Genomic DNA, 20,248 nt, shown 5'->3' with positions numbered 1-20,248 from the left:
GTGGTCACCTTTTGCGGCGGGATTGGCCCGCCATTCGTTCGTTGAGGCGGGGGAGGCCCCGCCCAGTTTTATGCGCGTTCCAGCAGGCGCTGGAGTTCGAAATCGGTCACGACGCGGTCTGTTTCCGCGATCTCCCATTGGGCGGCGTGGTGGTAGTGGTCGACCACATCATCGCCCAATGCGGCGCGCAGCATGGTGGAGGTGTTGAGCAGGGCAGCGGCTTCGCGGAGGTTCTTCGGAATCTCGCGCACACCGGCGGCGTGGTACATGTCGCCTTTCATTTCCGGCTCCAGCTCCATCTTGGCCTCGATCCCCGCCAGACCTGCGGCGAGAAGGGCGGCGCAGCAGAGGTAGGGGTTCACGTCGCTGCCGGGGATGCGGCATTCGACGCGGACGGCCTTGGTGTGTTCGCCGCAGACGCGGAAGCCTGCGGTGCGGTTGTCCGCGCTCCAGACCGCTTTGGTGGGGGCGAACATGCCAATGGTAAAGCGTTTGTAGCTGTTGACGTAGGGCGCGAGGAAGGTGGTGATTTCCTGCGCGTGGGCGAGTTGGCCCGCGACGAAGTGCTTCATGGTGGCGGACATGCCATGCGGATCGTCATGGTCGTAGAAGGCGGGTTTGCCATCCAGCGTCCAGAGCGATTGGTGGACATGGGAGGAGGACCCCGCTTTGCGGTGGTCATACTTGGCCATGAAGGTGACGGACTTTCCCTTGGTATGGGCGATTTCCTTGACGCCTTGCTTGATGATCACGTGGTTGTCGGCGGTATCGAGCGCGTCGGAGTATTTGTAGTTCACCTCATGCTGGCCGGCGTCGGCCTCGCCCTTGGTGTTCTCAATGGGGATGCCGGCGGCGTAGAGGCCGTTGCGGACATCGCGCATCAGGGATTCTTCCTTGGAGGTCTGGAAGAGGTGGTAATCCTCGTTATAGCCGGAGATGGGCTTCAGCGCGGAGAGGCCGCCGTCGCGCAGGTTTTCATAGGCGTTCTCGAAGATGTAGAATTCGAGTTCGGTCGCCATCATGGGTTCAAACCCCATGGCGCGGGCGCGGGCGACCTGTTTTTTCAAAATCGCGCGGGGGGAGACGGTGACCTCTTCCTGCGTGTGGTGATCGAGAAGGTCGGACAGGCACAGTGCGGTGCCGGGCAGCCAGGGCAGGGCGCGCAGGGTGGAGAGGTCGGGCTTCATCACATAGTCGCCGTAACCCTGTTCCCATCCGGCGGATTTGTAGCCGGGGACGGTGTTCATCTCCATGTCCACGGCCAGCAGGTAGTTGCAGCAGTGGGTTTCCTTGTAGCCGTTGGAAACGAAGAAGGCGGCGTGAAAGCGTTTGCCCATCAGGCGGCCCTGCATGTCGATCGCGGCCACCAGAACGGTGTCGATCTCGCCGCGGGCGACGGCTTCTTTCAGGGTGTCGAATGTCATGGTTCCGGGCATCTTGTGGCCTCATATCTTTGGCGTCGGTGGCCCCGGTTGGGGGCGGAATGGGTGTGGACCGTCGGGCGGTCAGCCGTGCAGGGCGCGGCGGGCGGGCCGGGCACCGCCGAATTCAGGCTTGCGGGGCCAGCAATCGGTGCGGGCGTCAGATCGGGCTGGGCATGCGATCCGCATTGGGCCTCCGGGGGCGGCGGCAGGGGGCCGGATGCCGGTGCCGCAGAATTTGATCATATCTTTGCAGGTCTTCCCGCGCAATCGCCCTTGATCGCGGAAGGCGGGGGGGTGCGGTGGGGCGGCAGTGCCGCCCCACCGTTCGTCGGATCAGAAGCGGTAGGGACGTCCGGCTTTCACCATGACGTCGTTATACTGCTTGAAGATGGCCACGACCTTGGCCTTCACTTCGCTTTCGGCGGCGATTTCATCCCAGAAGGTCAGGGCGGCGGCTTCGACCGTTTTCCATTCCTCATCCGGGATGGTGGTCAGTTGCAGCTTGCCGCCGTTGATGCGCAGGTCAGCCTCGCCCGCCCAGTACCAGTGCTGGCGGTAGTAGTGGGACTGTTCGAAACAGGTCGCCAGCAGTTCCTGCAGGTGCGGCGGCAGTTCGTTCCAGCGGTCCATGTTGGCAAAGAAATGCCCGATCCATGCGCCCGAGATGTTGTTGGTGAGGAAGTAGTTGGTCACGTTGGACCAGCCCACGGTGTAGACCTCGGTGATGCCGGACCATGCGATGCCGTCAAGTTCGCCGGTCTGCATCGCAACTTCGATGTCTTCCCACGGCAGGGTGACGGGGACGACGCCGAATTGGGTGAGGAAGCGGCCAGCGGTCGGGAAGGTGAAGACGCGCTTGCCTTGCAGGTCGGCAAGGCTGTTGATCGGGTCTTTGGTGGCGAAGTGGCAGGGGTCCCATGCGCCGGCCGAGATGTGCTTGACGCCGACAGCGGCGTATTCTTCTTCCCAGATCTGCTTGAGGCCGTATTTGTTGAACAGCGCGGGCACGTCGAGCGAGTAGCGCAGGCCAAGGGGGAAGTAACCGCCGAACACGGTCACTTCGGTGGGGGATGCCATCGAGTCATCATCGGACTGGACGCAGTCGATGGTGCCTGCCTGCATCGCCTGAAACAGTTCGCCCGTCGGGACGAGCTGGTCGGCGTAGAAGAGTTCGATCTCCATCTGGCCTTGGGCGATGCGGTTGAAGGCATCCACGGCGGGTTTGACCACCTGTTCGCCAAGGGCGGCACCGGCATAGGTCTGCATCCGCCATTTGATGGGGGCCTGTGCGGTGGCGATGGCGGGCGCGGCCAGCGTGGCGGCCCCGGCCAGAGCGCCCTTGGTGAGGAAGGAACGTCTTGAAGTCGTCATTTGTCAGCCTCCTGGTTGGATGCGGGTCTGAAACGCCCGCGATTGGGTATCAGTTCGGATAGATCAGATTGGGCAGCCACAGCGCGATGCCGGGGAAGAGCATGATCAAGGCAAGCGCGGCCACCATCACGAGCACGAAGGGAACGACGGACCGGTAGATGTCGCCCATGGTGATTTCTGGCGGCGCGAAGGCGCGCATCAGGAAGAGGTTATAGCCGAAGGGCGGCGTCAGATAGGCGATCTGGCAGGTGATGGTGTAAAGCACGCCGTACCAGATCAGCACATCTTCAGGCGGGATGCCAAGGTCAAGCGTGGCCACCAGCGGCACATAGAGCGGGGCCACGATGACCAGCATCGCCGTGTCATCAAGGAACATGCCCATCAGCAGGAAGCTGACCTGCATAAGGATCAGGATGGTCCACGGGCCGAACCCCAGTTTTTCGACAAAGAGGCTTTCAATCGCCTTGACCGCGCCGAGGCCATCGAAGACCGCGCCGAAGGCCAGCGCAGCAAGGATCACCCACATGAACATGCAGGTGATGAACAGGGTGGAGCGGGTGGCAACCTCGAACACCATCTTGTTCATGCGGCCCTTGATGACGGCGGCCAGCATGGTGGCGGCGACGCCGATCACCGAGCTTTCGACCAGCGAGGTCCAGCCGTAGATGAAGGGAAACATCATCGCGAAGAAGATGATGAAGGGCAGCGCGCCCGCGCGCAGGGCGTGGAACTTGTCGGCGCGGGTGATGGTGGCGCGTTCCTCGGCGCTCATGGCGGGGCCAAGCGCGGGCTGGATGCGGCAGCGGATATAGACATAGAGGATGAACAAGGCCGCCATCATCAGGCCGGGAAGGACGCCTGCCAGCCAAAGTTCGGACACCGGGGCGCGGGCGATCATGGCGTAGAGGACGAGCACAACGGATGGCGGAATCAGGATGCCGAGCGAGGAGCCTGCCTGAATGACGCCGGTCACCATTTCCTTTTGATAGCCGCGTCGCAGCAGTTCGGGCAGAGCGATGGTCGACCCGATGGCCATGCCCGCAACAGACAGCCCGTTCATGGCCGAGATCAGCACCATCAGAAGGATGGTGCCGATGGCGAGGCCACCCGGAATGGGGCCGAACCAGACATGGAACATACGATAGAGATCATCGGCGAGGCGGCTTTCGCTCATGATGTAGCCCATGAAGACGAACATGGGCAGCGACAGGAGCGGATACCATTTCATCAGCTTCATCGAGGCCGAGAAGCCCATGTTATGCCCGCCCGTGCCCCAGAGCGAAATGGCGGCGACCACAGCGACAAAGCCGATGATGCCGAACACGCGCTGCCCGGTCATCATCATCAGCAGCATGGTCGAGAACATCAGGGCGGCGATCATCTCATAGGGCATCAGATCGTCTCTCCGCGGATGGTGGCGATGTCTTTCGCCAGCGACGAGAGCGCCTGGAGAAGCATGAGGATGAAGCCTGTCAGCATCACAAGCTTGATGGGCCAGAGATAGGGCCGCCAGGCGGTTGGACTGCGTTCCAGCCGGCCGATTTGCGGCCAGGACAGGCCGAGTGCGGAGGTTGTGGGATCAGTCCATTTCAGGCCGAGGGAGTAGCCGAAGCTTTCTGCAGCACCCCAGATCAGCACGCCGAGATAGAAGATGATGGCAAAGACGGTGAAGCCATCCCACCAGGCGCGGCGGACGGGGGATTGCTTGGCATAGAACAGGTCCATGCGGACATGGCCTTCGTTCTGCATCGTGTAGGGGCCGCCGAGGATGTAATAGGCCACCATCACGAACTGGGCCATTTCCAGCGTCCAGAGCGAGGGGTTGAAGAAGGCTTTGGAAAGCGAGGACCAGGTCAGGATCGCCATCAGGACGAACAAAAGATACATCGCAAAGCGCCCGACGCCGTAATTCAGGCGGTCGACGAGGCGGACGAAGGCGATCACGAAACGCGGCATCCGGTTCCTCACATCACGGGTTCTGGCGTCAGCGCGGCCATGGCGGCGGCGAGGACGGGGGCGAGGGTGGCGGCCATGGCGGATTGGTCCGCCGGGCTGGCGATGAGGTCGTTGCGAATCTCTAGCATGGCGTTGGGCAGGCCGTAGGGCGTGGCGTGCAGGCGCAGGGTGTGGGTCACGTCATCGCGGGCGGAATAGGGTTCGTTCAGCGCGGATGTCAGGGTGGTGCGGGCGCGGGCGGCGTCAAGGATGGCACGGGGAAGGGTGTCGTCGGCATCGTGGATGACCCCGAATTCTACCGTGCGGGGCGTGCCGAAATAGACGGGCGTGAAGCTGTGGATGGTGATGAGCGCGGGGTGCAGGCCACGGGCGATGCGGTCCATCAGAAGCGCGTGCAAGCCGTCATGGAAGGGGACATAGACCGCCGCGGTGCGGGCGGCGCGATCTTCGGGCGTGATGGCGGTGTTGCCGGGGATGTCGTGGATTTCCGAGCGGGCGGGCATGGCACCGGCCATGTCGGGCGCGCGGTTGCAATCATAGACAAGGCGCGACACGGGGGCATGGACCAGCACGGCATCCAGCCGCTGCGCCAGCCCGCGCGCCACGCCAAGCGCGCCGGGATCCCAGGCGATATGGGCGCTGCGCTGATCGGGCGTCAGGCCCAGATCGCCCCAGCGCGGAGGGAAATGGTTGGAGGCATGTTCGCAGACGATCACCGCCCGGCCACGGGCGGCGCTGTTTTCGACCAAGGGCGGAAAGACCGCCGTTTCCCTGTTGCTGCCCGCGTTCATTGCGCGAGTCATCCCCCTGTTGATTAGAGCAAGGCTCATCCGCCGCCGCGCATTCTGTCAAGAATTTTTCTGCCGGAATATTTCTGTTACAAAGTTTTCTAATCGACTTGTGCCGGGAATTCGGCCAAGCCTTCGGGGGGCCGCCCAAAGCCTGAGCGGGGGGCAAGTGTATGGGGTCTGCCATGGATGCCGCCGTCACGATCGAAGACCGGATGCGCGCCGCGATGGGCGATCTGACGCGGGCCGAACGGCAATTGGCGACGCACATCCTGACCCATTATCCGGTGGCGGCGCTGGGGTCGATCACCGAACTGGCGCGGGCGTCGGGGGTGTCGAACCCCACGGTGGTGCGGCTGTGCCAGAAGCTGGGCTTCAAGGGATATCCCGATTACCAGCATGCCCTGCGGTCAGAGGTGGAGGCGATGCTGCTGTCACCCTTGGCCAAGCATGACCGCTGGGCGGGGGGCGTGCCGGATACGCATATCCTGAACCGGTTTGCCGATGCGGTGGTGGCCAATTTGCAGGCCACGCTGAGCCAGATCGACCATGCCGAGTTTGACGCGACGGCGGCGCTGCTGGCCGATCCGGAGCGGCGGGTGTTTGCGATGGGTGGGCGGATCACCCATGCGATGGCCGAATATTTCGTGACGCTGATGAAGAATGTGCGCCCGAATGTGACGCTGCTGTCGGGGATGTCGAATACATGGCCGCCCGCGTTGTTGGATATGGTGCCGGGGGATGTGCTGGTAGTGTTCGACATCCGCCGCTATGAAAATTCGGTGCTGCAACTGACGGAACTGGCGGTGGAGCAGGGGGCGGAGGTGGTGCTGATCACCGATCGCTGGCTGTCGCCCGCTGCCGCCCATTCCCGCCATGTGCTGGCCTGCCATGTGGAAGCGCCGAGCGCCTGGGACAGCACTGTGTCGCCTTTGGTTCTGGTGGAGACGCTGCTGGCTTCGGTGCAGGACCGGACCTGGGCGGTGACAGAGGGGCGGCTGAAGCGGCTGGAAGAGCTATATGCCCGGTCGCGGTTTTTCCGGCGGCACCGCTAGGGGCGGTCAAGGCCAGTTGCGGGCGCTGTGGAGGAGGCGGAGGATGGTGACCGCTTCGTCCCGTGCGGCGTAGACGAGGATGTAGTTCGGGTGGATGACCATCTCGCGCGTGCCGGGCAGGCGACCCTTGCGGAAAGCGTGGGGATGGTTGGGGAGGAGTTCTGCCTGCCGGTAGATCAGGTCACGAAGCGCATCGGCGGCGCGGATATTGTGGTCGGCAATATGCGCGTAAACGGAGGCCACATCGAGGCGGGCGCGTCTACTCCATCGGACTGCGGTCACGGACACGATTACGGATCAACTCGTTCATTTCACGCATTGCCTCTTCATGGGAGAGGAGCGGGCCGGGATCGTCAAGCGCCTCTTGCACCTTGCGGCGGAACCATTCGTCGTGGGTTTCCTCGGTCACGGTGAGGCCGGGGGGGAGGCCGCCTTCTTTTGCGACGCGGGTGAGGAGGATGCGGACGGCGTCTGAAAGCGTCAGGCCCACGCCTTCCAGCGCGGCGGCGGCGCGGGTTTTTACATCCTCATCTATGCGGATGTGCAGCATGGTGGTGTTGGCGGGCATGGCGATTTCCCCCTGTGGATTGGGGGATGGTGTCTCTCAATTGAGAGACGGTCAAGGGGTGTCAGGTCGCGGCGGCGCGCCGTGCGCCGGAGACGGCATTCATCGTGACCGCGACCAGCAGGATGGCGCCGCCGAGGAAGGTGGCGGGGCTGGCGGTTTCATTGAGGAAGAGCCAGACCCAGAGCGGGGCCAGCATCACCTCGATATTCGACAGGAGGGCGGATTCGGCGGCGGGGACGACCCGGCTGCCCAGTTCATAAAGCACCATGCCGCCGGATAGTGTGACCGCGCCCATGGCCATGGACCAGAGCGCATCGGGCAGGGGGACGGCAAGGGTCTGGCCCATCTGCGCGGCGATGACGGCCCCGGCGGCGATGGAGAAGAAGCCCCCCAGAAGGACCGAGGGCAGACTGTCTGCCACCTTTCCCCAGCGCAACGAGACGGTGAAGACGGCAAAGCCGAGGGCGGACAGGAGCGCCGCGATGTTGCCCGCCATCGCGCCGCCCGACAGATCATCGCGCACCATGACGAAGATGCCCGCAAGGGCGACGCCCATCGCGGCCCATGTCTGGGGGCGGACGCGTTCGCCCAGCACGGCCCAGCCGATCAGCGCCGTCAGGAAGGGGGAGGCCGCGAACAGGAAGACGGCATTGGCGATGGTTGTGGACTGGATCGAATAGATCGCGCCACCGAAGGCCCCGACAAGGCCGAGGCCGCCCAGGACCCCCGCCAGACCCACCGCCCGGATGGCGGGCACAGGTGATCCGCCTGCGCGCCAGATGAGAAAGGAAAGCAGAACCGGGACCATGCCGACCGAGCGCCAGAACAGCACCGCCCAGGTGCCGGCCGCGTCGATCTGTCGAAAGACCAGCCCCTGCGTGGACCAGATGATCCCCGCCAGTACGACCAGCACCATGCCCAGACCGTAGCGCATATCGCTCTCCCTTATCGCGGGCAGGAGGGCATGGGGGTGGTCGGGCCGTCTGTTCCAATCCCGACCTGTCGCGCGGGGATCAGGTCGCGCCGCCACCCCCGGCCCGTTCCCCGCGGGCGGGGAGGGGAGGGTGTGATTTGGTGATCGGGGCGCGGGTTGGTGGCGTGGAATTGGGTATTTGGGCCAAGGTGAGAGGCAGGGCGTGGCCGCGTTGGGGGGGGGCTTTGCGGTCGGGTGAGGGGGCGGTCAGTAGCCGCGCTGGCGGTCGACCTGATGGAGCAGGGGTTCGCCCGCCTCGCTGCGGCGGATGTTTTCGGCGATCACGCGGGAGGCTGAGGGGGCGCGGGTGTCGGCGGCAATGTGGGGGGTGACGGTGACGCGGGGGTGGGACCAGTAGGGGTGGTCCTGCGGCAGGGGTTCGACCCGGAACACATCGAGTGTGGCGTGGCCGATCTGGCCTGCGTCAAGCGCGGCGAGGAGGGCGTCGTCGTCGATCAGCGCGCCGCGGCCGGGGTTCAGGATCACGGCGCCTTTGGGCAGCAAGGCGAGGGTGTGGGCGTTGAGGATATTCTCCGTCTCGGCCGTTTTGGGCAGCAGGGTGATGACGATCTGCGCGGTGGCGAGGGCGGTGGCGAGGCCGGATTCGCCGTGCAGGCAGGGGATGCCTTCGACAGATTTGGGGCTGCGGCTCCATCCGGTGACGGGGAAGTTGAGCGCGGTGAGCGCGCGGGCGCAGGCGGTGCCCAATTCGCCCATGCCCAGCATGGCGACGGGGCGTTCGCGGGCGAGGGGGGGGCAGGTGGGATCCCATGCCTTGCCGGGGTTGAGGATGTGGCGATCCATCCCGAGGTGGTGGCGCAGGGCGTGGCCGACCACCCATTCCACCATCCCCTCGGCCAGCGCGGGATCGACCATGCGGCAGAGGGGTTGGGTCAGCGTGGGGTTGGTGACGATCCGTTCCACCCCGGCCCAGAGGGACAGCACGGCCTTGCAGTTGGTGTAAGGGGCGAAATCCTGCAAGGCGCTGGTGGGGGCGTAGACGATGTAATCTACTGTTTCGGGGGCGGCGTCGCGGGTGAGATGCGCGGTCAGCCCGGCGGCGGCGAAGGCTGTGGCGAGGGGGCGGGCATAGGCCTGCCAGTTGGCATCCGAGGCGGCGAAGAGGACGGTGAGGGTCATGGTCTACCTTGGCCTGTGGACATGAGCGCTTTGGATCAGGCCGAAGGCGATCAGCAGCACGAGCATGACCGAGCCGCCATAGGAGAGGAAGGGCAGAGGCACGCCGACGACGGGGGCCATGCCCATGACCATCGACAGGTTGACCGCCAGATAGAGGAAGAAGTTGGCGGCGAGGCCGATGATGAGAAGCTGGCTGAAGCGGTCCTTGTTGGCCATGGCGGAGGTGAAGCAAAAGAACAGGATCAGGCCGTAGAGGATCAAGAGAGAGAAGGCGCCGACGAAGCCAAATTCCTCGCCCAGCGTGGTGAAGATAAAGTCGGTGTGCTTTTCGGGCAGGAAGTTCAGGCGCGACTGGGTGCCCTGCATGAAGCCCTTGCCGCCCCAGCCGCCTGAGCCGAGCGCGATCTTGGCCTGCATGATGTTGTAGCCCGCGCCCAAGGGATCGGCCGAGGGATCGAGGAAGGTGTCGATGCGGCGGTATTGGTAATCGTGCAGGAATTGCCAGGGCGTGCCGCGGGTGGAGAACACGGCCGCCACCGCGCCGACGACAAGGGCGGCGACGAAGGCGAAATACCAGATGCTGACGCCGGCGGCGAACATCACCGCCGCGCCGCCCATCAGCAGCATGAGCGACGTGCCGAGGTTGGGCTGGATCACCACCAGAAAGGTGGGCAGCACGATCATCACCACGGGGATCAACACCCAGAGCGGGTGCGAGGTTTTCTTGATGTCGAGCCAGTCGTAATAGGCGGCCAGCATCATCACCATCGTGACCTTCATCAGTTCCGATGGCTGAATCCGGATCGGCCCGATGTCGAGCCAGCGCTGCGCGCCCATGCCCACCGCGCCGAAGAATTCCACCGCCAGCAACAGCAGGATGGAGATGCCGAAGGCGAGGCCCGCCATGTTGCGCCAGAACCAGATCGGCACGAAGGCGATGGCGAACATCATCCCCATGCCCACGGCGAAGCGTTTCATCTGCGGTTCGGCCCAGACACCCAGATTGCCGCCCGCGATGGAATAAAGGATCAGGAACCCGACCGAGGAGACGGCGGCGACCAGCACCACCAGCGGCCAGTTCAGGTGCAGCACCTTGCGCAAACCGCCGGGAACCGTCTTGACCTGATATTCGAGAAAACTCATGGCTGCCCCCTGCCTCAGGCCCGCGAACTACCGGCGGGGCCGGTGTCGCGCAGGCGGTCGCGCAGGGCGTTCAGATCGGTTTCGATCCGGCCGCGCTGATTGGCGGGGTAGGCGGTCAGGGGCGGGATATCGCCATAGAGCGCGCGCAGGATGGCATCGCGTGCGATGGGCGCGGCCACGGCAGAGCCGCCGCCGCCATGTTCCACCACCACCGACACGGCGTATTTCGGATTGTCGAAGGGCGCATAGCCCACATAGAGCGCGTGGTCGCGCCGGTTCCAGGGAAGATCATCGTTCGACACAACGCCGCGCGCGCGTTCGGCGGCGGTGATGTTGCGAACCTGGCTGGTGCCGGTCTTGCCCGCCAGCACCATGGTTTCATCGGCCACCCGCGCGCTGAAGGCGGTGCCGCGCTGGCTGTTCATCACGTCGGACATGCCGTCGCGGATCGAGCGCAGGTTGGTGGCATCCAGCCCCAGCGGTTCGGCCTGCGGCAGATCGACGGGTTGGCCGCCGATGGAATGCACGATGCGCGGCACGATGGCCCGGCCCGTGGCAAGGCGGGCGGTCATCACCGCGAGTTGCAGCGGCGAGGCTAGCACATAGCCCTGCCCGATGGAGGCGTTGATGGTGTCGCCGATGCGCCATTCCTGGCCCCAGCGTTCCATCTTCCAGGCCTTGTCGGGCATGATGCCTTCGGTGATGGCGGACATGGGCAGGTCGTGGCGGATGCCCAGGCCGAGGCGGCGGCCCATTTCGGCGATCTTGTCGATGCCCACCTTCTGCGCGATTTCGTAGTAATAGACGTCGCAGCTTTCGGCCAGCGAGCGGGCGAGATCGACGCGACCATGGCCGCCGCGTTTCCAGCAGTGAAAGCGGCGGTCGCCGAATTCGATGTAGCCGGGGCAGGAATGGGTGGTTTCGGGGGTGATCAGCCCTTCTTCCAGTGCGGCGAGCGCGGTGACCATCTTGAAGGTCGATCCCGGCGGATAGGCGCCTTGCACCGTCTTGTTGGCCAGCGGGCGGTGGTCATCCTCCATCAGGGCGGAATAGTCGCGTTGGGTGATGCCGCGCACAAAGAGATTGGGATCAAAGCCCGGCGAGGAGGCGCAGGCGATGATTTCGCCGGTGTTCACATCCATCACCACGCAGGCGGCGCTTTCCTCGCCCAGACGGGCCTGCACGAAATTCTGCACATCGGAATCCAGCGTGAGCTGGATATCCTGCCCCGCCGTGCCATCGGTGCGTTCCAGTTCGCGCATCACGCGGCCGACGTGGTTGACCTCGATCCGCTTGTTGCCGGCGGCGCCGCGCAGCGTTTCCTCCATCCAGCGTTCAACGCCGATCTTGCCGATCTGAAATTCGGGGATGCGCAGGACCGGGTCGGGGTTGGGGCGTTCTTCGAGATCTTTTTCGCTGACCGGGCCGACATAGCCCACGACATGGGAGAAATCCTCGACCAGCGGGTAGTGGCGGGACAGGCCCACCTCGGGTGTGACGCCGGGCAGGGTGGGGGCGTTCATCGCGACTTTTGAGAAATCTTCCCACGGCAGGCGGTCGGCCACGATGATGGGGACGAAGGGCGAGTTGCGGTCGATGTCGCGGCGGATGCGTTCCATCTCTTCGGCGGTGACCGGGATCAGGCGGGTGAGACGGGCGAGCACGGCATCGACGTCGCCCGCGTCTTCGCGGGTGATGGTGACGCGGTAATTCTGTTCGTTGCCGGCGATCAGCTTGCCGTTGCGATCGAAGATCAGCCCGCGTTCGGGCGGGATCAGGCGCATGTTGATGCGGTTTTCTTCGGCCAGCAGGCGGAATTCATCGGCCTGTTCGACAGAGAGGTAGCGCATCCTTGCGCCGAGAACGGCGAACATGGCCACCATCGCGCCGCCCATGAGAAGGGAGCGGCGATTGACGCGGCGGGCGCTTTCTTCGGTGTCGCGGGCGGTGCGTCTCATGGGTTACAACCTCCGTCCGTAGGCATCGACTTCGCCGGTTGCGGGCTTGCGCAGATCGAAGGCAAGGCGCGAAGCGACCACCACCAGCGGATAGCACAGGATGGACCACAGAGTCTGTAGCAGCGCAAAGCCGAAGGGGGGCTGCGGCAGGAACACTATCGTGAAGGCAAGGCGATAGGCGATGAGCAGGGCCACCATCAGCCCCGCCACCAGCAGCCATTCCGTGAGGAACTGCAACTCGCGCGTGAGGGCGGCGCGGGCGCGGACGAATTCGGTGGCGAGGATCACCAGCGCCGTCCACAGCCCCGGAGGGCGCAGCAGGATGAGGTCTTCCAAAAGGACGACGGCCCCGATCAGCAGGACGGGCAGGAAATCCGGCCGCCGCATGACCCAGGCAAAGATGAGGCACAGCAGAAGGTCCGGCCCGGGCCAATCGCCCGCGACAGACCCCAGCGGCAGGAGTTTGAGAAAGATCAGCGCCACCGCGATGCCGAGGAAGGCCGCGCGGTAGAGCCAGACCGAGGAGCGCAGCGCATCAACCATCGGGTGCCCCGGTTTCGGGGGAGCCTTCGGTCACATCCCCGGTGCCGCCCGCGGCAGAGGGATCGGGAGTGACGGCGCTGCCTTCGCCGGTTTCGGCATCGGGTTCGGCCGGGGTGGGGGGCGGCGCGATCAGGGCACCAGCATCGGTGATGGGGGTCAGTTCATGGCTGCGCAGGACACGCAGGAATTCCAGCCGTTCGTAATCGGCAGACAGGACCACGCGCAGGCGGCGGTCGGTGCCCATAACGACCTGACCCACCAGCAGCCCGGCCGGCAGCATCGCGCCATCGCCCGAGGTCACCACCCGGTCGCCGGGGCGGACAAGATCGGCGTCTTCGAGGAATTCGAGGGGTGGCAGGGCGCTGTTGTCGCCGGAGAGCAGGGCCTTTTGGCCCGACGGCTGCACTGTGACCGGGACGCGGGAGTTGCTGTCGGTGAGCAGGATAACGCGGGAGGTGCGTTCGCCCACGCCCGAGATGCGGCCCACCAGGCCGATGCCATCCATCGTGGCCCAGCCGTCGCGGATGCCGTCGCGGTGGCCCACGTTGAGCAGCACGGATTGGCGGAAGGGCGAGCCGGAGTCGGCCAGCACAACGCCGGTGACATGGGTGAGTTTGGGGTCCAGCCGCACCTGATTGAGGTCGAGCAGGCGGGCGTTCTTCTGTTCCAGTTGCAGCGCCGCTTCGCGCCAGGCCTTCATCTGCTGCAATTCGCGGCGGAGTTCTTGGTTCTGTTCGTAGAGGCTGGCATAGCTTTGAAATTCGTCGATCATCGCGGCGGCCTTGGTGACCGGCAGCAGCGCCCAATCGAAGGAGGGGACCACCCGGTCCACCAGCGCGGCGCGGAAGCGTTCGACGCGGGGGCTGTCGATGCGCCAGAGCAGGAACAGGCCCAGAAGGACAAGCACGAAAAGCCCCACGAACAGGCGTCGCAGGGGGCGGGCGTAATCGTCTGGTCCGATGTTGCGCGATTTTGCCACGGCTGCCTCTTGTCTGATGCCGGGCCCTGATCACAGGGGCGGCGATCAGCTATCCCCGATGCCGGGCCTGTTTCCGGGCGCGGCGATCAGCTGTCATAATCGATCACATGACGCAGTTGCTTTTCGTATTCCAGCGCCTTGCCGGTGCCAAGGGCGACACAATTGAGTGACTCATTGGCGACCGAGATCGAAAGGCCGGTCTGTTCGCGCAGGGACAGGTCCAGATCGCCCAGCAGCGCGCCGCCGCCGGTGAGCATGACGCCCCGGTCGACGATATCGGCGGCGAGGTCGGGGGGCGTGGCTTCCAGCGCCTGCATCACGGCATCGCAGATCTGCTGCACGGGTTCGGCCAGTGCCTCGGCCACCTGGGCCTGATTGATTTCGGTTTCCTTGGGCACGCCGTTCAGCAGGTCGCGGCCCCGTATTGTCATCGACGAGCCGCGCCCGTCGTCGGGCATGCGGGCGGTGCCGATGGAGGTTTTGATGCGTTCGGCGGTGGATTCACCGATCAGCAGGTTCTGGTGGCGGCGCAGGTAGCTGATGATCGCCTCATCCATGCGGTCGCCGCCGACGCGGACGGAGCGGGCATAGACGATGTCGCCAAGCGACAGGACCGCGACTTCGGTGGTGCCGCCGCCGATATCCACAACCATGTTGCCGGTGGGGTCGGTGATGGGCATGCCCGCGCCGATGGCCGCGGCGATGGGTTCGGCGATCAGGCCCGCGCGGCGGGCGCCTGCGGACAGCACCGATTGGCGGATCGCGCGCTTTTCAACCGGGGTCGCGCCATGGGGGACGCAGACGATGATCTTGGGTTTGGAGAAGGTCGAGCGTTTGTGCACCTTGCGGATGAAATGCTTGATCATTTCTTCCGCCGCTTCGAAATCGGCGATCACGCCGTCGCGCATGGGGCGGATCGCCTCGATACTGCCGGGGGTGCGGCCCAGCATCAGCTTGGCGTCTTCGCCCACGGCGAGGACCTGTTTCTTGCCGTCCTTGCTGTGATAGGCCACCACGGACGGTTCGTTCAGAACGATCCCCTTGCCGCGAATATAGACGAGCGTATTCGCCGTGCCGAGGTCGATCGCCATGTCCGACGAAAAGATGCCCGAGAGTATCGACATGCTTGGGTGATCCTGTGCCACGCAAAAAGGTATGAACTCGCGACTCAGCGATGGCCGAGGCAAGCGTGTCCATATAAAGACAGCCATGTGTCAGCGAAAGCCCAGAGGGGGCTGTGGGGCGCAATTCCGCGTGTTGGGCGGGGATTTGAGGTTTCCCGATATTGCGGTGTCAGGTCTGCCCCTGCTGGGCCGGATCCTTGACCTTTTCGCGCATCAGGCCGCGATGGGGGGCTGAAAAAGCTGCCGATCATTCATCTCGTGGCGTTCGGCCATGCGGCGTGCCTGCCGTCCGGGGAGCAGAATCCGGGCTGGTTTGGGGGGTGCGGCCGGTCCGTCGCTGCCAAACAGTTCGGGCATGATGAGGGCGATTTCCGAGCGGGCGGCATCCCCCAGCGCCTTTTGCGCCTGTTCGCCGAGGTAGAGCGATTCCGCTGCCGCGCCATCGGCCATCAGCACTTCGTGACGGTCGAGAAGGATGTGCCAGTATTCGACATGCTGCGCGTCCCTGACCAGGTCTATCCCCGGCAGGCCGACCAGATGCCGGGCGGCGACCAGCACCTCGGGTTTGCCTGTCATGCGCATGGCGATGGGCGAGCGCACAAGGATCCGGTGCTGTTGCGACACGACCAGATCGGCATGGGGCATGCCGGGGCCAAGTGCGCCTGCCGCGATGCGGACGGGCCAGAGGCGGGGATTGGCGCGGATCTCGGCTGCCTCGATGCGGCGCATGCCGACCCAGCGCACCTGTTGCGGGCCGTTGTCGAGGGTGGAGAGCCAGTCACCGGGGCGGATGCGTTCGACCGGGCGGTCGCCATCGGGTGTGGCGATGCGCGTGCCACGGGTGAAGCAGGGAATGAAGTTCAGGACCGGGCGGTCAATGCCCATGCCGGTATAGGTGTTGCCCACCAGCCCGGTCAGGGTGACGGCGCGGACGGCGTCCACCGTGAGGGCGATGTTGGTGGGGGTTCCGGCGGTGGGCGAGGGGACGAGGTAGAGATCACCATTCGTCATCTGCACCAGCACGAGGTCCAGCGTCGCGGATGAGGTGCCGTCCATATAGGTGAGGACGCCTTGATAGATGGAGGTCGCGTCGAAGGTATAGGTGACCGGGCCTGATCCGTTGTTGATCGTGGCGCGGTCGTTCACCACGTTGTTGTTTTGATCCAGCGCCGTCGCGTTGCCGCCACGATTGACCGAGGTAAAACTGACCCAGCGCGCCGCCAGCGAGTCGGCCGTAGAGCCGAAGGTCTGCCCGACAAGCAAATTGGCGTTTTCGGCATCCTGATCGCCCTCGGTCGGGTCAATGCGTGTTGCGGTGTTGCCCAGAAAGATCGCGTTGAAAGTCAGCGGCAAGGGGTCGTCTCCTGTTAATGAAGATTAACATGGCGGGCGTTTCGGGCGAGATTGTGGAGGAAATGGGAACAATGGTCAGGTGACGCTGGGTCATGACCATTTTTGTTGCCGCTTCGGAAACGATTGATGCGCGGCGTGCCGGTACTGGATGCCGGTGGGCGGGTGCGCGTCCTGTCAGGTGCGGCTTGCTGTGCTGGGCTGCGGCGGATACCAGCAGGGGTGAACATCAAGAGGTACACCTTGCCAGATTTCCTTCCTGACGTGCCGGTCGAGGCCGTGCTTGCCGCGCTGGCCCGGTCACCCGGCAATGAGTTGGCGAGCGGCAAGTTCGACAGCCCGGAATCCTCGGCCGCGTTGGCGGTGAATGCCTTTGGCTGGTTTCTGGAGCGTGCGGCAATGCTGCCACCGCTGCCCGGCGTGCCGATGGGCAAGCCGCTGGCGGTGGAGATCGAGGCCGAGATGCGGTTTCCCTGGAAGGGGGGGCGGCATCCCTGGCTGGATGCGGCGGTGAGCACGGCCACGTCGCTGGTGGGGGTGGAGTCCAAACGATACGAGCCGTTCCGTCCGGGCAAGGCCACGATGTTTACTGAGGCCTATGACAGCCGCGATTGGGGACCGGGCATGGCGCGGCATGAGATGCTGCGGTCGCGCCTGATTGAAGGAGAGCGGAGCTTTCGCCAACTGGATGCGGTGCAGCTGATCAAGCATGCTTATGGGCTGCGGACGCAGGCGCAGAAGCGGGGGCTGGGGGCGGTGCTGGTCTATCTGCACGCGACCCCCGCGACCTGGGCCAATGGCAAGCCGCTGGACCCCGCCGCGATCAAGCGGCACGAGGCCGAGATTGCCGCCTATGCGCAGGCGGTGAAGGGGGATGACGTGGTGTTCGTGCCGCTACGCTGGGCCGATCTGCTGTTGCAATGGGCGGGCAAGCCGGAGCTTGCCGCCCATGCGGCGGCGGTGAACGGGCGGTTCGCGCTGCTTTAGGGCGGGCGGTCAGGCCGGGGGGGCGGCGTCATCGCCACGACCTGCGGCCATCCCCATCCCCATGCCACCCCCTGCGCCGCCGCCTTCGCCACCCGCGCCGCCACCTGCGCCGCGGCCGCCACCTTCGCGCCCGCCGCGCGATCCGCCGCTTTGCGGCCGTGTCGGCCCTTGCAGCGGGATGGCGAGTGTTTCCGGGATCGGGTCAAGATCGAGGGCGAGGCGGATGAACCGCCGCAGCGCAGTGACGAGTTCCGCCGTATGGATGGGCCGCCCGGCGGCCATGTCGCTGGCGGCCTGTGCGGCGAGGCGGACATGCTCTTCGGTGCCCAGAAGCAGGATGTCGGACAGGGCCGCCTCGACCGCGTCGCGGATCAGGCGGGGACGGTCCCAGGTGGGGTTGGGCGCATCCGGGCTGTCCGTCGCAGGGGGAGGGGTATCCGTACCCTGGGCGCGCGGGCCGCGCAGATGGGCCGGGTTCACCGTCAATTCCCCGGTGAAGGAGCCGCCCAAGGTGCGGTAGGCCGCGATCAGCGTTTTCAGCCGTTCGTTGATCTGGCGGTTCATGCGCTGCTGACGCTGCTGGATGGTGAGCATCACCAGAACGCGAATGCCCACCCCGATGAGGGCGATGATGGCGATGCCGAGGATTGTGGTGAACGCGCCCTGCCAAGTGCTGAAATCGAGAAAGCGCATAGCGGTGGTCCTTTTTTCCGGGGCGTTTGATGGGGTGGGGCACCCAATGTGACCCTAGCCGGATCGCGGCGGAACAACAGCCTGACTGTAACATGGGTTCCGCGTTGACAGACCCCGACGCCCCGCGCTTGATCCTTTGGTGAGATGCGTTCGCGCGGGAAGCAGGGAGACAGGACCGTGAAGCTGCACCATGTGACGGAAACGCTGGATGTGAATGATGCTGATCTGTCGGGGTCTCGGTTCAACGATGCCAATCTGTCGGGGGCCACGTTCAACCAGATCAACCTGTCGGGTGCGCGGTTCAATGACAGCAACCTGTCGGGCTGGCATATGAATGACGTCAACCTGTCAGGCGCGGTGTTGCAGAACTTGAACCTGTCCGGCGCGGTGGTGACGAATTGCCGCCTGACCGGGATGGTGATCGACGGGGTGTCGGTGGAAGAGATGATCGCGCTGTGGCGGCAGGTGAAGGGGTAAGGGGCGGCCTGCGCCGCCCCTGTCCTGTCACTCGCCGTGATAGGTGACGGTCTTCACATCCTCGCCCGGCGCGGTTTTCTGGCGGCGGACGATGAGGCGGTTGAGGGCGTTCACATAGGCCTTCACCGATGCCACGATGGTATCGGTGTCGGCGCTGGCGCCGGTGACGATGCGGCCGTCCTCCTCCAGCCGGACGGAGACGGTGGCCTGCGCGTCGGTGCCTTCGGTCACGGCGGCAACCTGATAGACCTGCAACCGCGCCTTGTGCGGGAACAGCATCTTGATGCAGTTGAAGGCCGCATCCACCGGGCCGTCGCCCGTGGCGTCGATGTGGTGATCGACCCCGTCGATGGTCAGCACCATGTCGGCCTCTTGCGGGCCTTCGGTCCCGCAGATCACGCGCAACTTTTTCAGCACCAGCGTGTCATGCGCGTCCATCGTCGCCTCATCCGCCACAAGGGCGATCAGGTCGTCGTCATAGACTTCCTTCTTGCGGTCGGCGAGCGCCTTGAAGCGGACGAACACATCATTCAGTTGGTTGTCGGCCAGATCGTAGCCCAGTTCCTTGAGCTTTGCCCGCAGGGCGGCGCGGCCGGAATGTTTGCCCATGGTCAGGTTCTTCTGGTTCAGGCCGATGTCTTCGGGGCGCATGATTTCGAAGGTTTCGACATTCTTCAGCACGCCGTCCTGATGGATGCCGGATTCGTGCAAGAAGGCGTTCTTGCCGACGATGGCCTTGTTGAACTGCACCGGAAAGCCCGACACGGTGGAGACGCGGCGGGACAGGTTCATGATCTTGGTCGTGTCGATGCCGGTGCGGTAGGGCAGGATGTCATTGCGGACCTTCATCGCCATGACGACCTCTTCCAGCGCGGTGTTGCCCGCGCGTTCGCCAAGGCCGTTGATCGTGCATTCGATCTGACGCGCGCCCGCCTCGACCGCCGCGAGGGCGTTGGCCGTCGCCATGCCAAGGTCGTTGTGGCAATGGGTGGCAAAGATGATTGTATCCGCGCCGGGGACGCGTTCGAGCAGCATGCGGATGATCTTGGCGGATTCAAACGGGTAGGTGTAGCCCACGGTATCGGGGATGTTGATGGTGGTGGCCCCGGCCTTGATGGCAATCTCGACCACGCGGCAGAGGTAATCGGCTTCCGTCCGCGTGGCATCCATGGGCGACCATTGCACGTTGTCGCACAGGTTGCGGGCATGGGTCACGGTGTCATGGATGCGTTCGGCCATCTGGTCCATGTCCAGATTGGGGATGGCGCGGTGCAGTGGCGAGGTGCCGATGAAGGTGTGGATGCGCGGGGATTTGGCGTGGCGCACGGCCTCCCAGCAGCGGTCGATATCCTTGAAATTGGCGCGGGCGAGGCCGCAGATGGTGGAGGTTTTCGCGCGCTTGGCGATTTCGCTGACGGCGTTGAAATCACCCTCCGAGGCGATGGGAAAGCCCGCCTCGATGATATCGACGCCCATTTCATCCAAGAGGCCTGCGATTTCCAGCTTTTCGGCATGGGTCATGGTGGCGCCGGGCGATTGTTCGCCATCGCGCAGGGTGGTGTCAAAGATCATGACGCGGGGTTGCGTGCTGGTATCAGTCATGGCTGTTTTCCTTGTGCCGTCTGTGCTTTTCCTTGGCGGGCGCTGTTCACCTCCGAGCGGTCGCGCCCAAGGGCACGCTCAGAGGCGGCTAAGGAGAAGCAGGTCACGGGCGGGCAG

The 20,248-nt window shown here is 64.7% G+C and carries 20 protein-coding genes; 3 read left to right on the top strand and 17 right to left on the bottom strand.

Going from position 1 to position 20,248, the window contains the following annotated elements; genetic code table 11:
* Positions 1 to 68: 68 nt before the first annotated feature.
* The 5 genes from RSE12_17845 to RSE12_17825 form a co-directional block, all read right to left on the bottom strand.
* A complete protein-coding gene (locus tag RSE12_17845; protein WRH62210.1) occupies positions 69 to 1,436 on the bottom strand; it encodes a glutamine synthetase family protein in 1,368 nt (455 codons plus the stop codon).
* A 321-nt stretch (positions 1,437 to 1,757) separates the two neighbouring features.
* Positions 1,758 to 2,795, bottom strand: a complete 1,038-nt coding sequence (locus RSE12_17840; protein ID WRH62209.1) for a TRAP transporter substrate-binding protein — start codon at positions 2,793 to 2,795, stop codon at positions 1,758 to 1,760.
* Positions 2,796 to 2,844: 49 nt separating this feature from the next.
* Entirely contained in the window at positions 2,845 to 4,188 is a 1,344-nt protein-coding gene (locus RSE12_17835) for a TRAP transporter large permease subunit (GenBank protein WRH62208.1), read from the bottom strand.
* Entirely contained in the window at positions 4,188 to 4,751 is a 564-nt protein-coding gene (locus tag RSE12_17830) for a TRAP transporter small permease subunit (protein ID WRH62207.1), read from the bottom strand. The genes RSE12_17835 and RSE12_17830 overlap by 1 nt, the downstream gene beginning before the upstream one ends.
* 8 nt (positions 4,752 to 4,759) lie before the next feature.
* Entirely contained in the window at positions 4,760 to 5,554 is a 795-nt protein-coding gene (locus tag RSE12_17825; GenBank protein WRH62206.1) for an N-formylglutamate amidohydrolase, read from the bottom strand.
* A 170-nt stretch (positions 5,555 to 5,724) separates the two neighbouring features.
* Between RSE12_17825 and RSE12_17820 the strand changes: the two genes are divergently transcribed.
* Positions 5,725 to 6,594: a MurR/RpiR family transcriptional regulator gene (locus RSE12_17820; GenBank protein WRH62205.1), complete on the top strand. Its 870-nt coding sequence runs from the start codon at positions 5,725 to 5,727 to the stop codon at positions 6,592 to 6,594.
* Positions 6,595 to 6,600: 6 nt separating this feature from the next.
* Here the strand turns inward: RSE12_17820 and RSE12_17815 are convergent, their stop codons facing one another.
* The 10 genes from RSE12_17815 to RSE12_17770 form a co-directional block, all read right to left on the bottom strand.
* A complete protein-coding gene (locus tag RSE12_17815) occupies positions 6,601 to 6,837 on the bottom strand; it encodes a type II toxin-antitoxin system RelE/ParE family toxin (protein WRH62204.1) in 237 nt (78 codons plus the stop codon).
* A gap of 16 nt (positions 6,838 to 6,853) precedes the next feature.
* Positions 6,854 to 7,162 (bottom strand): type II toxin-antitoxin system RelB/DinJ family antitoxin, encoded by a 309-nt coding sequence (locus RSE12_17810; GenBank protein WRH62203.1) that lies wholly within the window; start codon positions 7,160 to 7,162, stop codon positions 6,854 to 6,856.
* A gap of 61 nt (positions 7,163 to 7,223) precedes the next feature.
* Positions 7,224 to 8,096: a DMT family transporter gene (locus RSE12_17805; GenBank protein WRH62202.1), complete on the bottom strand. Its 873-nt coding sequence runs from the start codon at positions 8,094 to 8,096 to the stop codon at positions 7,224 to 7,226.
* Positions 8,097 to 8,342: 246 nt separating this feature from the next.
* A complete protein-coding gene (locus RSE12_17800; protein ID WRH62201.1) occupies positions 8,343 to 9,275 on the bottom strand; it encodes a glyoxylate/hydroxypyruvate reductase A in 933 nt (310 codons plus the stop codon).
* A gap of 3 nt (positions 9,276 to 9,278) precedes the next feature.
* Positions 9,279 to 10,418 (bottom strand): rod shape-determining protein RodA, encoded by a 1,140-nt coding sequence (gene rodA / locus RSE12_17795; GenBank protein ID WRH62200.1) that lies wholly within the window; start codon positions 10,416 to 10,418, stop codon positions 9,279 to 9,281.
* A 14-nt stretch (positions 10,419 to 10,432) separates the two neighbouring features.
* On the bottom strand, positions 10,433 to 12,376 hold the full coding sequence (gene mrdA / locus RSE12_17790) for a penicillin-binding protein 2 (GenBank protein WRH62199.1): 1,944 nt from the start codon (positions 12,374 to 12,376) through the stop codon (positions 10,433 to 10,435).
* A gap of 3 nt (positions 12,377 to 12,379) precedes the next feature.
* Positions 12,380 to 12,919 carry a rod shape-determining protein MreD gene (locus RSE12_17785; protein WRH62198.1) on the bottom strand — a complete coding sequence of 180 codons (540 nt, stop codon included), beginning with the start codon at positions 12,917 to 12,919 and terminating at the stop codon, positions 12,380 to 12,382.
* Complete coding sequence (mreC, locus tag RSE12_17780) at positions 12,912 to 13,898, bottom strand: rod shape-determining protein MreC (protein ID WRH62197.1); 987 nt, start codon at positions 13,896 to 13,898, stop codon at positions 12,912 to 12,914. The genes RSE12_17785 and mreC overlap by 8 nt, the downstream gene beginning before the upstream one ends.
* An 86-nt stretch (positions 13,899 to 13,984) precedes the next feature.
* Positions 13,985 to 15,022 (bottom strand): rod shape-determining protein, encoded by a 1,038-nt coding sequence (locus RSE12_17775; GenBank protein WRH62196.1) that lies wholly within the window; start codon positions 15,020 to 15,022, stop codon positions 13,985 to 13,987.
* 213 nt (positions 15,023 to 15,235) lie between these two features.
* The gene (locus RSE12_17770; protein ID WRH62195.1) at positions 15,236 to 16,375 is read right to left on the bottom strand and encodes a Hint domain-containing protein; all 1,140 of its coding nucleotides are present in this window, start codon (positions 16,373 to 16,375) and stop codon (positions 15,236 to 15,238) included.
* 240 nt (positions 16,376 to 16,615) lie between these two features.
* On the opposite strand from RSE12_17770, the gene RSE12_17765 reads away from it, so the two are divergent.
* The gene (locus RSE12_17765) at positions 16,616 to 17,359 is read left to right on the top strand and encodes a hypothetical protein (GenBank protein ID WRH62194.1); all 744 of its coding nucleotides are present in this window, start codon (positions 16,616 to 16,618) and stop codon (positions 17,357 to 17,359) included.
* Between the two features lie 9 nt (positions 17,360 to 17,368).
* Here RSE12_17765 and RSE12_17760 read toward each other — a convergent pair whose 3' ends face one another.
* Entirely contained in the window at positions 17,369 to 18,052 is a 684-nt protein-coding gene (locus RSE12_17760; GenBank protein WRH62193.1) for a hypothetical protein, read from the bottom strand.
* Positions 18,053 to 18,229: 177 nt separating this feature from the next.
* On the opposite strand from RSE12_17760, the gene RSE12_17755 reads away from it, so the two are divergent.
* Positions 18,230 to 18,529, top strand: coding sequence for a pentapeptide repeat-containing protein (locus RSE12_17755; protein WRH62192.1), 300 nt, complete (start codon positions 18,230 to 18,232; stop codon positions 18,527 to 18,529).
* Between the two features lie 27 nt (positions 18,530 to 18,556).
* Here RSE12_17755 and RSE12_17750 read toward each other — a convergent pair whose 3' ends face one another.
* Positions 18,557 to 20,131 carry a 2-isopropylmalate synthase gene (locus RSE12_17750; GenBank protein WRH62191.1) on the bottom strand — a complete coding sequence of 525 codons (1,575 nt, stop codon included), beginning with the start codon at positions 20,129 to 20,131 and terminating at the stop codon, positions 18,557 to 18,559.
* Positions 20,132 to 20,248 lie beyond the last annotated feature (117 nt).

It is taken from the genome of Fuscovulum sp. (assembly GCA_035192965.1).
Lineage (GTDB): Bacteria > Pseudomonadota > Alphaproteobacteria > Rhodobacterales > Rhodobacteraceae > Paragemmobacter.
Note: the sequence above shows the minus strand (reverse complement) of the source record. Positions and strands in the feature narration are given on the sequence as shown.

Excerpts from the sequence above, each read along its gene's own strand:
- mrdA (WRH62199.1), bottom strand. The coding sequence starts at position 12,376 with ATGAGACGCACCGCCCGCGACACCGAAGAAAGCGCCCGCCGCGTCAAT.
- RSE12_17825 (WRH62206.1), bottom strand. The coding sequence starts at position 5,554 with ATGACTCGCGCAATGAACGCGGGCAGCAACAGGGAAACGGCGGTCTTT.
- RSE12_17775 (WRH62196.1), bottom strand. The coding sequence starts at position 15,022 with ATGTCGATACTCTCGGGCATCTTTTCGTCGGACATGGCGATCGACCTC.
- RSE12_17830 (WRH62207.1), bottom strand. The coding sequence starts at position 4,751 with ATGCCGCGTTTCGTGATCGCCTTCGTCCGCCTCGTCGACCGCCTGAAT.
- RSE12_17820 (WRH62205.1), top strand. The coding sequence starts at position 5,725 with ATGGATGCCGCCGTCACGATCGAAGACCGGATGCGCGCCGCGATGGGC.
- RSE12_17760 (WRH62193.1), bottom strand. The coding sequence starts at position 18,052 with ATGCGCTTTCTCGATTTCAGCACTTGGCAGGGCGCGTTCACCACAATC.
- rodA (WRH62200.1), bottom strand. The coding sequence starts at position 10,418 with ATGAGTTTTCTCGAATATCAGGTCAAGACGGTTCCCGGCGGTTTGCGC.
- RSE12_17800 (WRH62201.1), bottom strand. The coding sequence starts at position 9,275 with ATGACCCTCACCGTCCTCTTCGCCGCCTCGGATGCCAACTGGCAGGCC.
- RSE12_17785 (WRH62198.1), bottom strand. The coding sequence starts at position 12,919 with ATGGTTGATGCGCTGCGCTCCTCGGTCTGGCTCTACCGCGCGGCCTTC.
- RSE12_17835 (WRH62208.1), bottom strand. The coding sequence starts at position 4,188 with ATGCCCTATGAGATGATCGCCGCCCTGATGTTCTCGACCATGCTGCTG.
- RSE12_17810 (WRH62203.1), bottom strand. The coding sequence starts at position 7,162 with ATGCCCGCCAACACCACCATGCTGCACATCCGCATAGATGAGGATGTA.
- RSE12_17840 (WRH62209.1), bottom strand. The coding sequence starts at position 2,795 with ATGACGACTTCAAGACGTTCCTTCCTCACCAAGGGCGCTCTGGCCGGG.
- RSE12_17805 (WRH62202.1), bottom strand. The coding sequence starts at position 8,096 with ATGCGCTACGGTCTGGGCATGGTGCTGGTCGTACTGGCGGGGATCATC.
- RSE12_17750 (WRH62191.1), bottom strand. The coding sequence starts at position 20,131 with ATGACTGATACCAGCACGCAACCCCGCGTCATGATCTTTGACACCACC.
- RSE12_17845 (WRH62210.1), bottom strand. The coding sequence starts at position 1,436 with ATGCCCGGAACCATGACATTCGACACCCTGAAAGAAGCCGTCGCCCGC.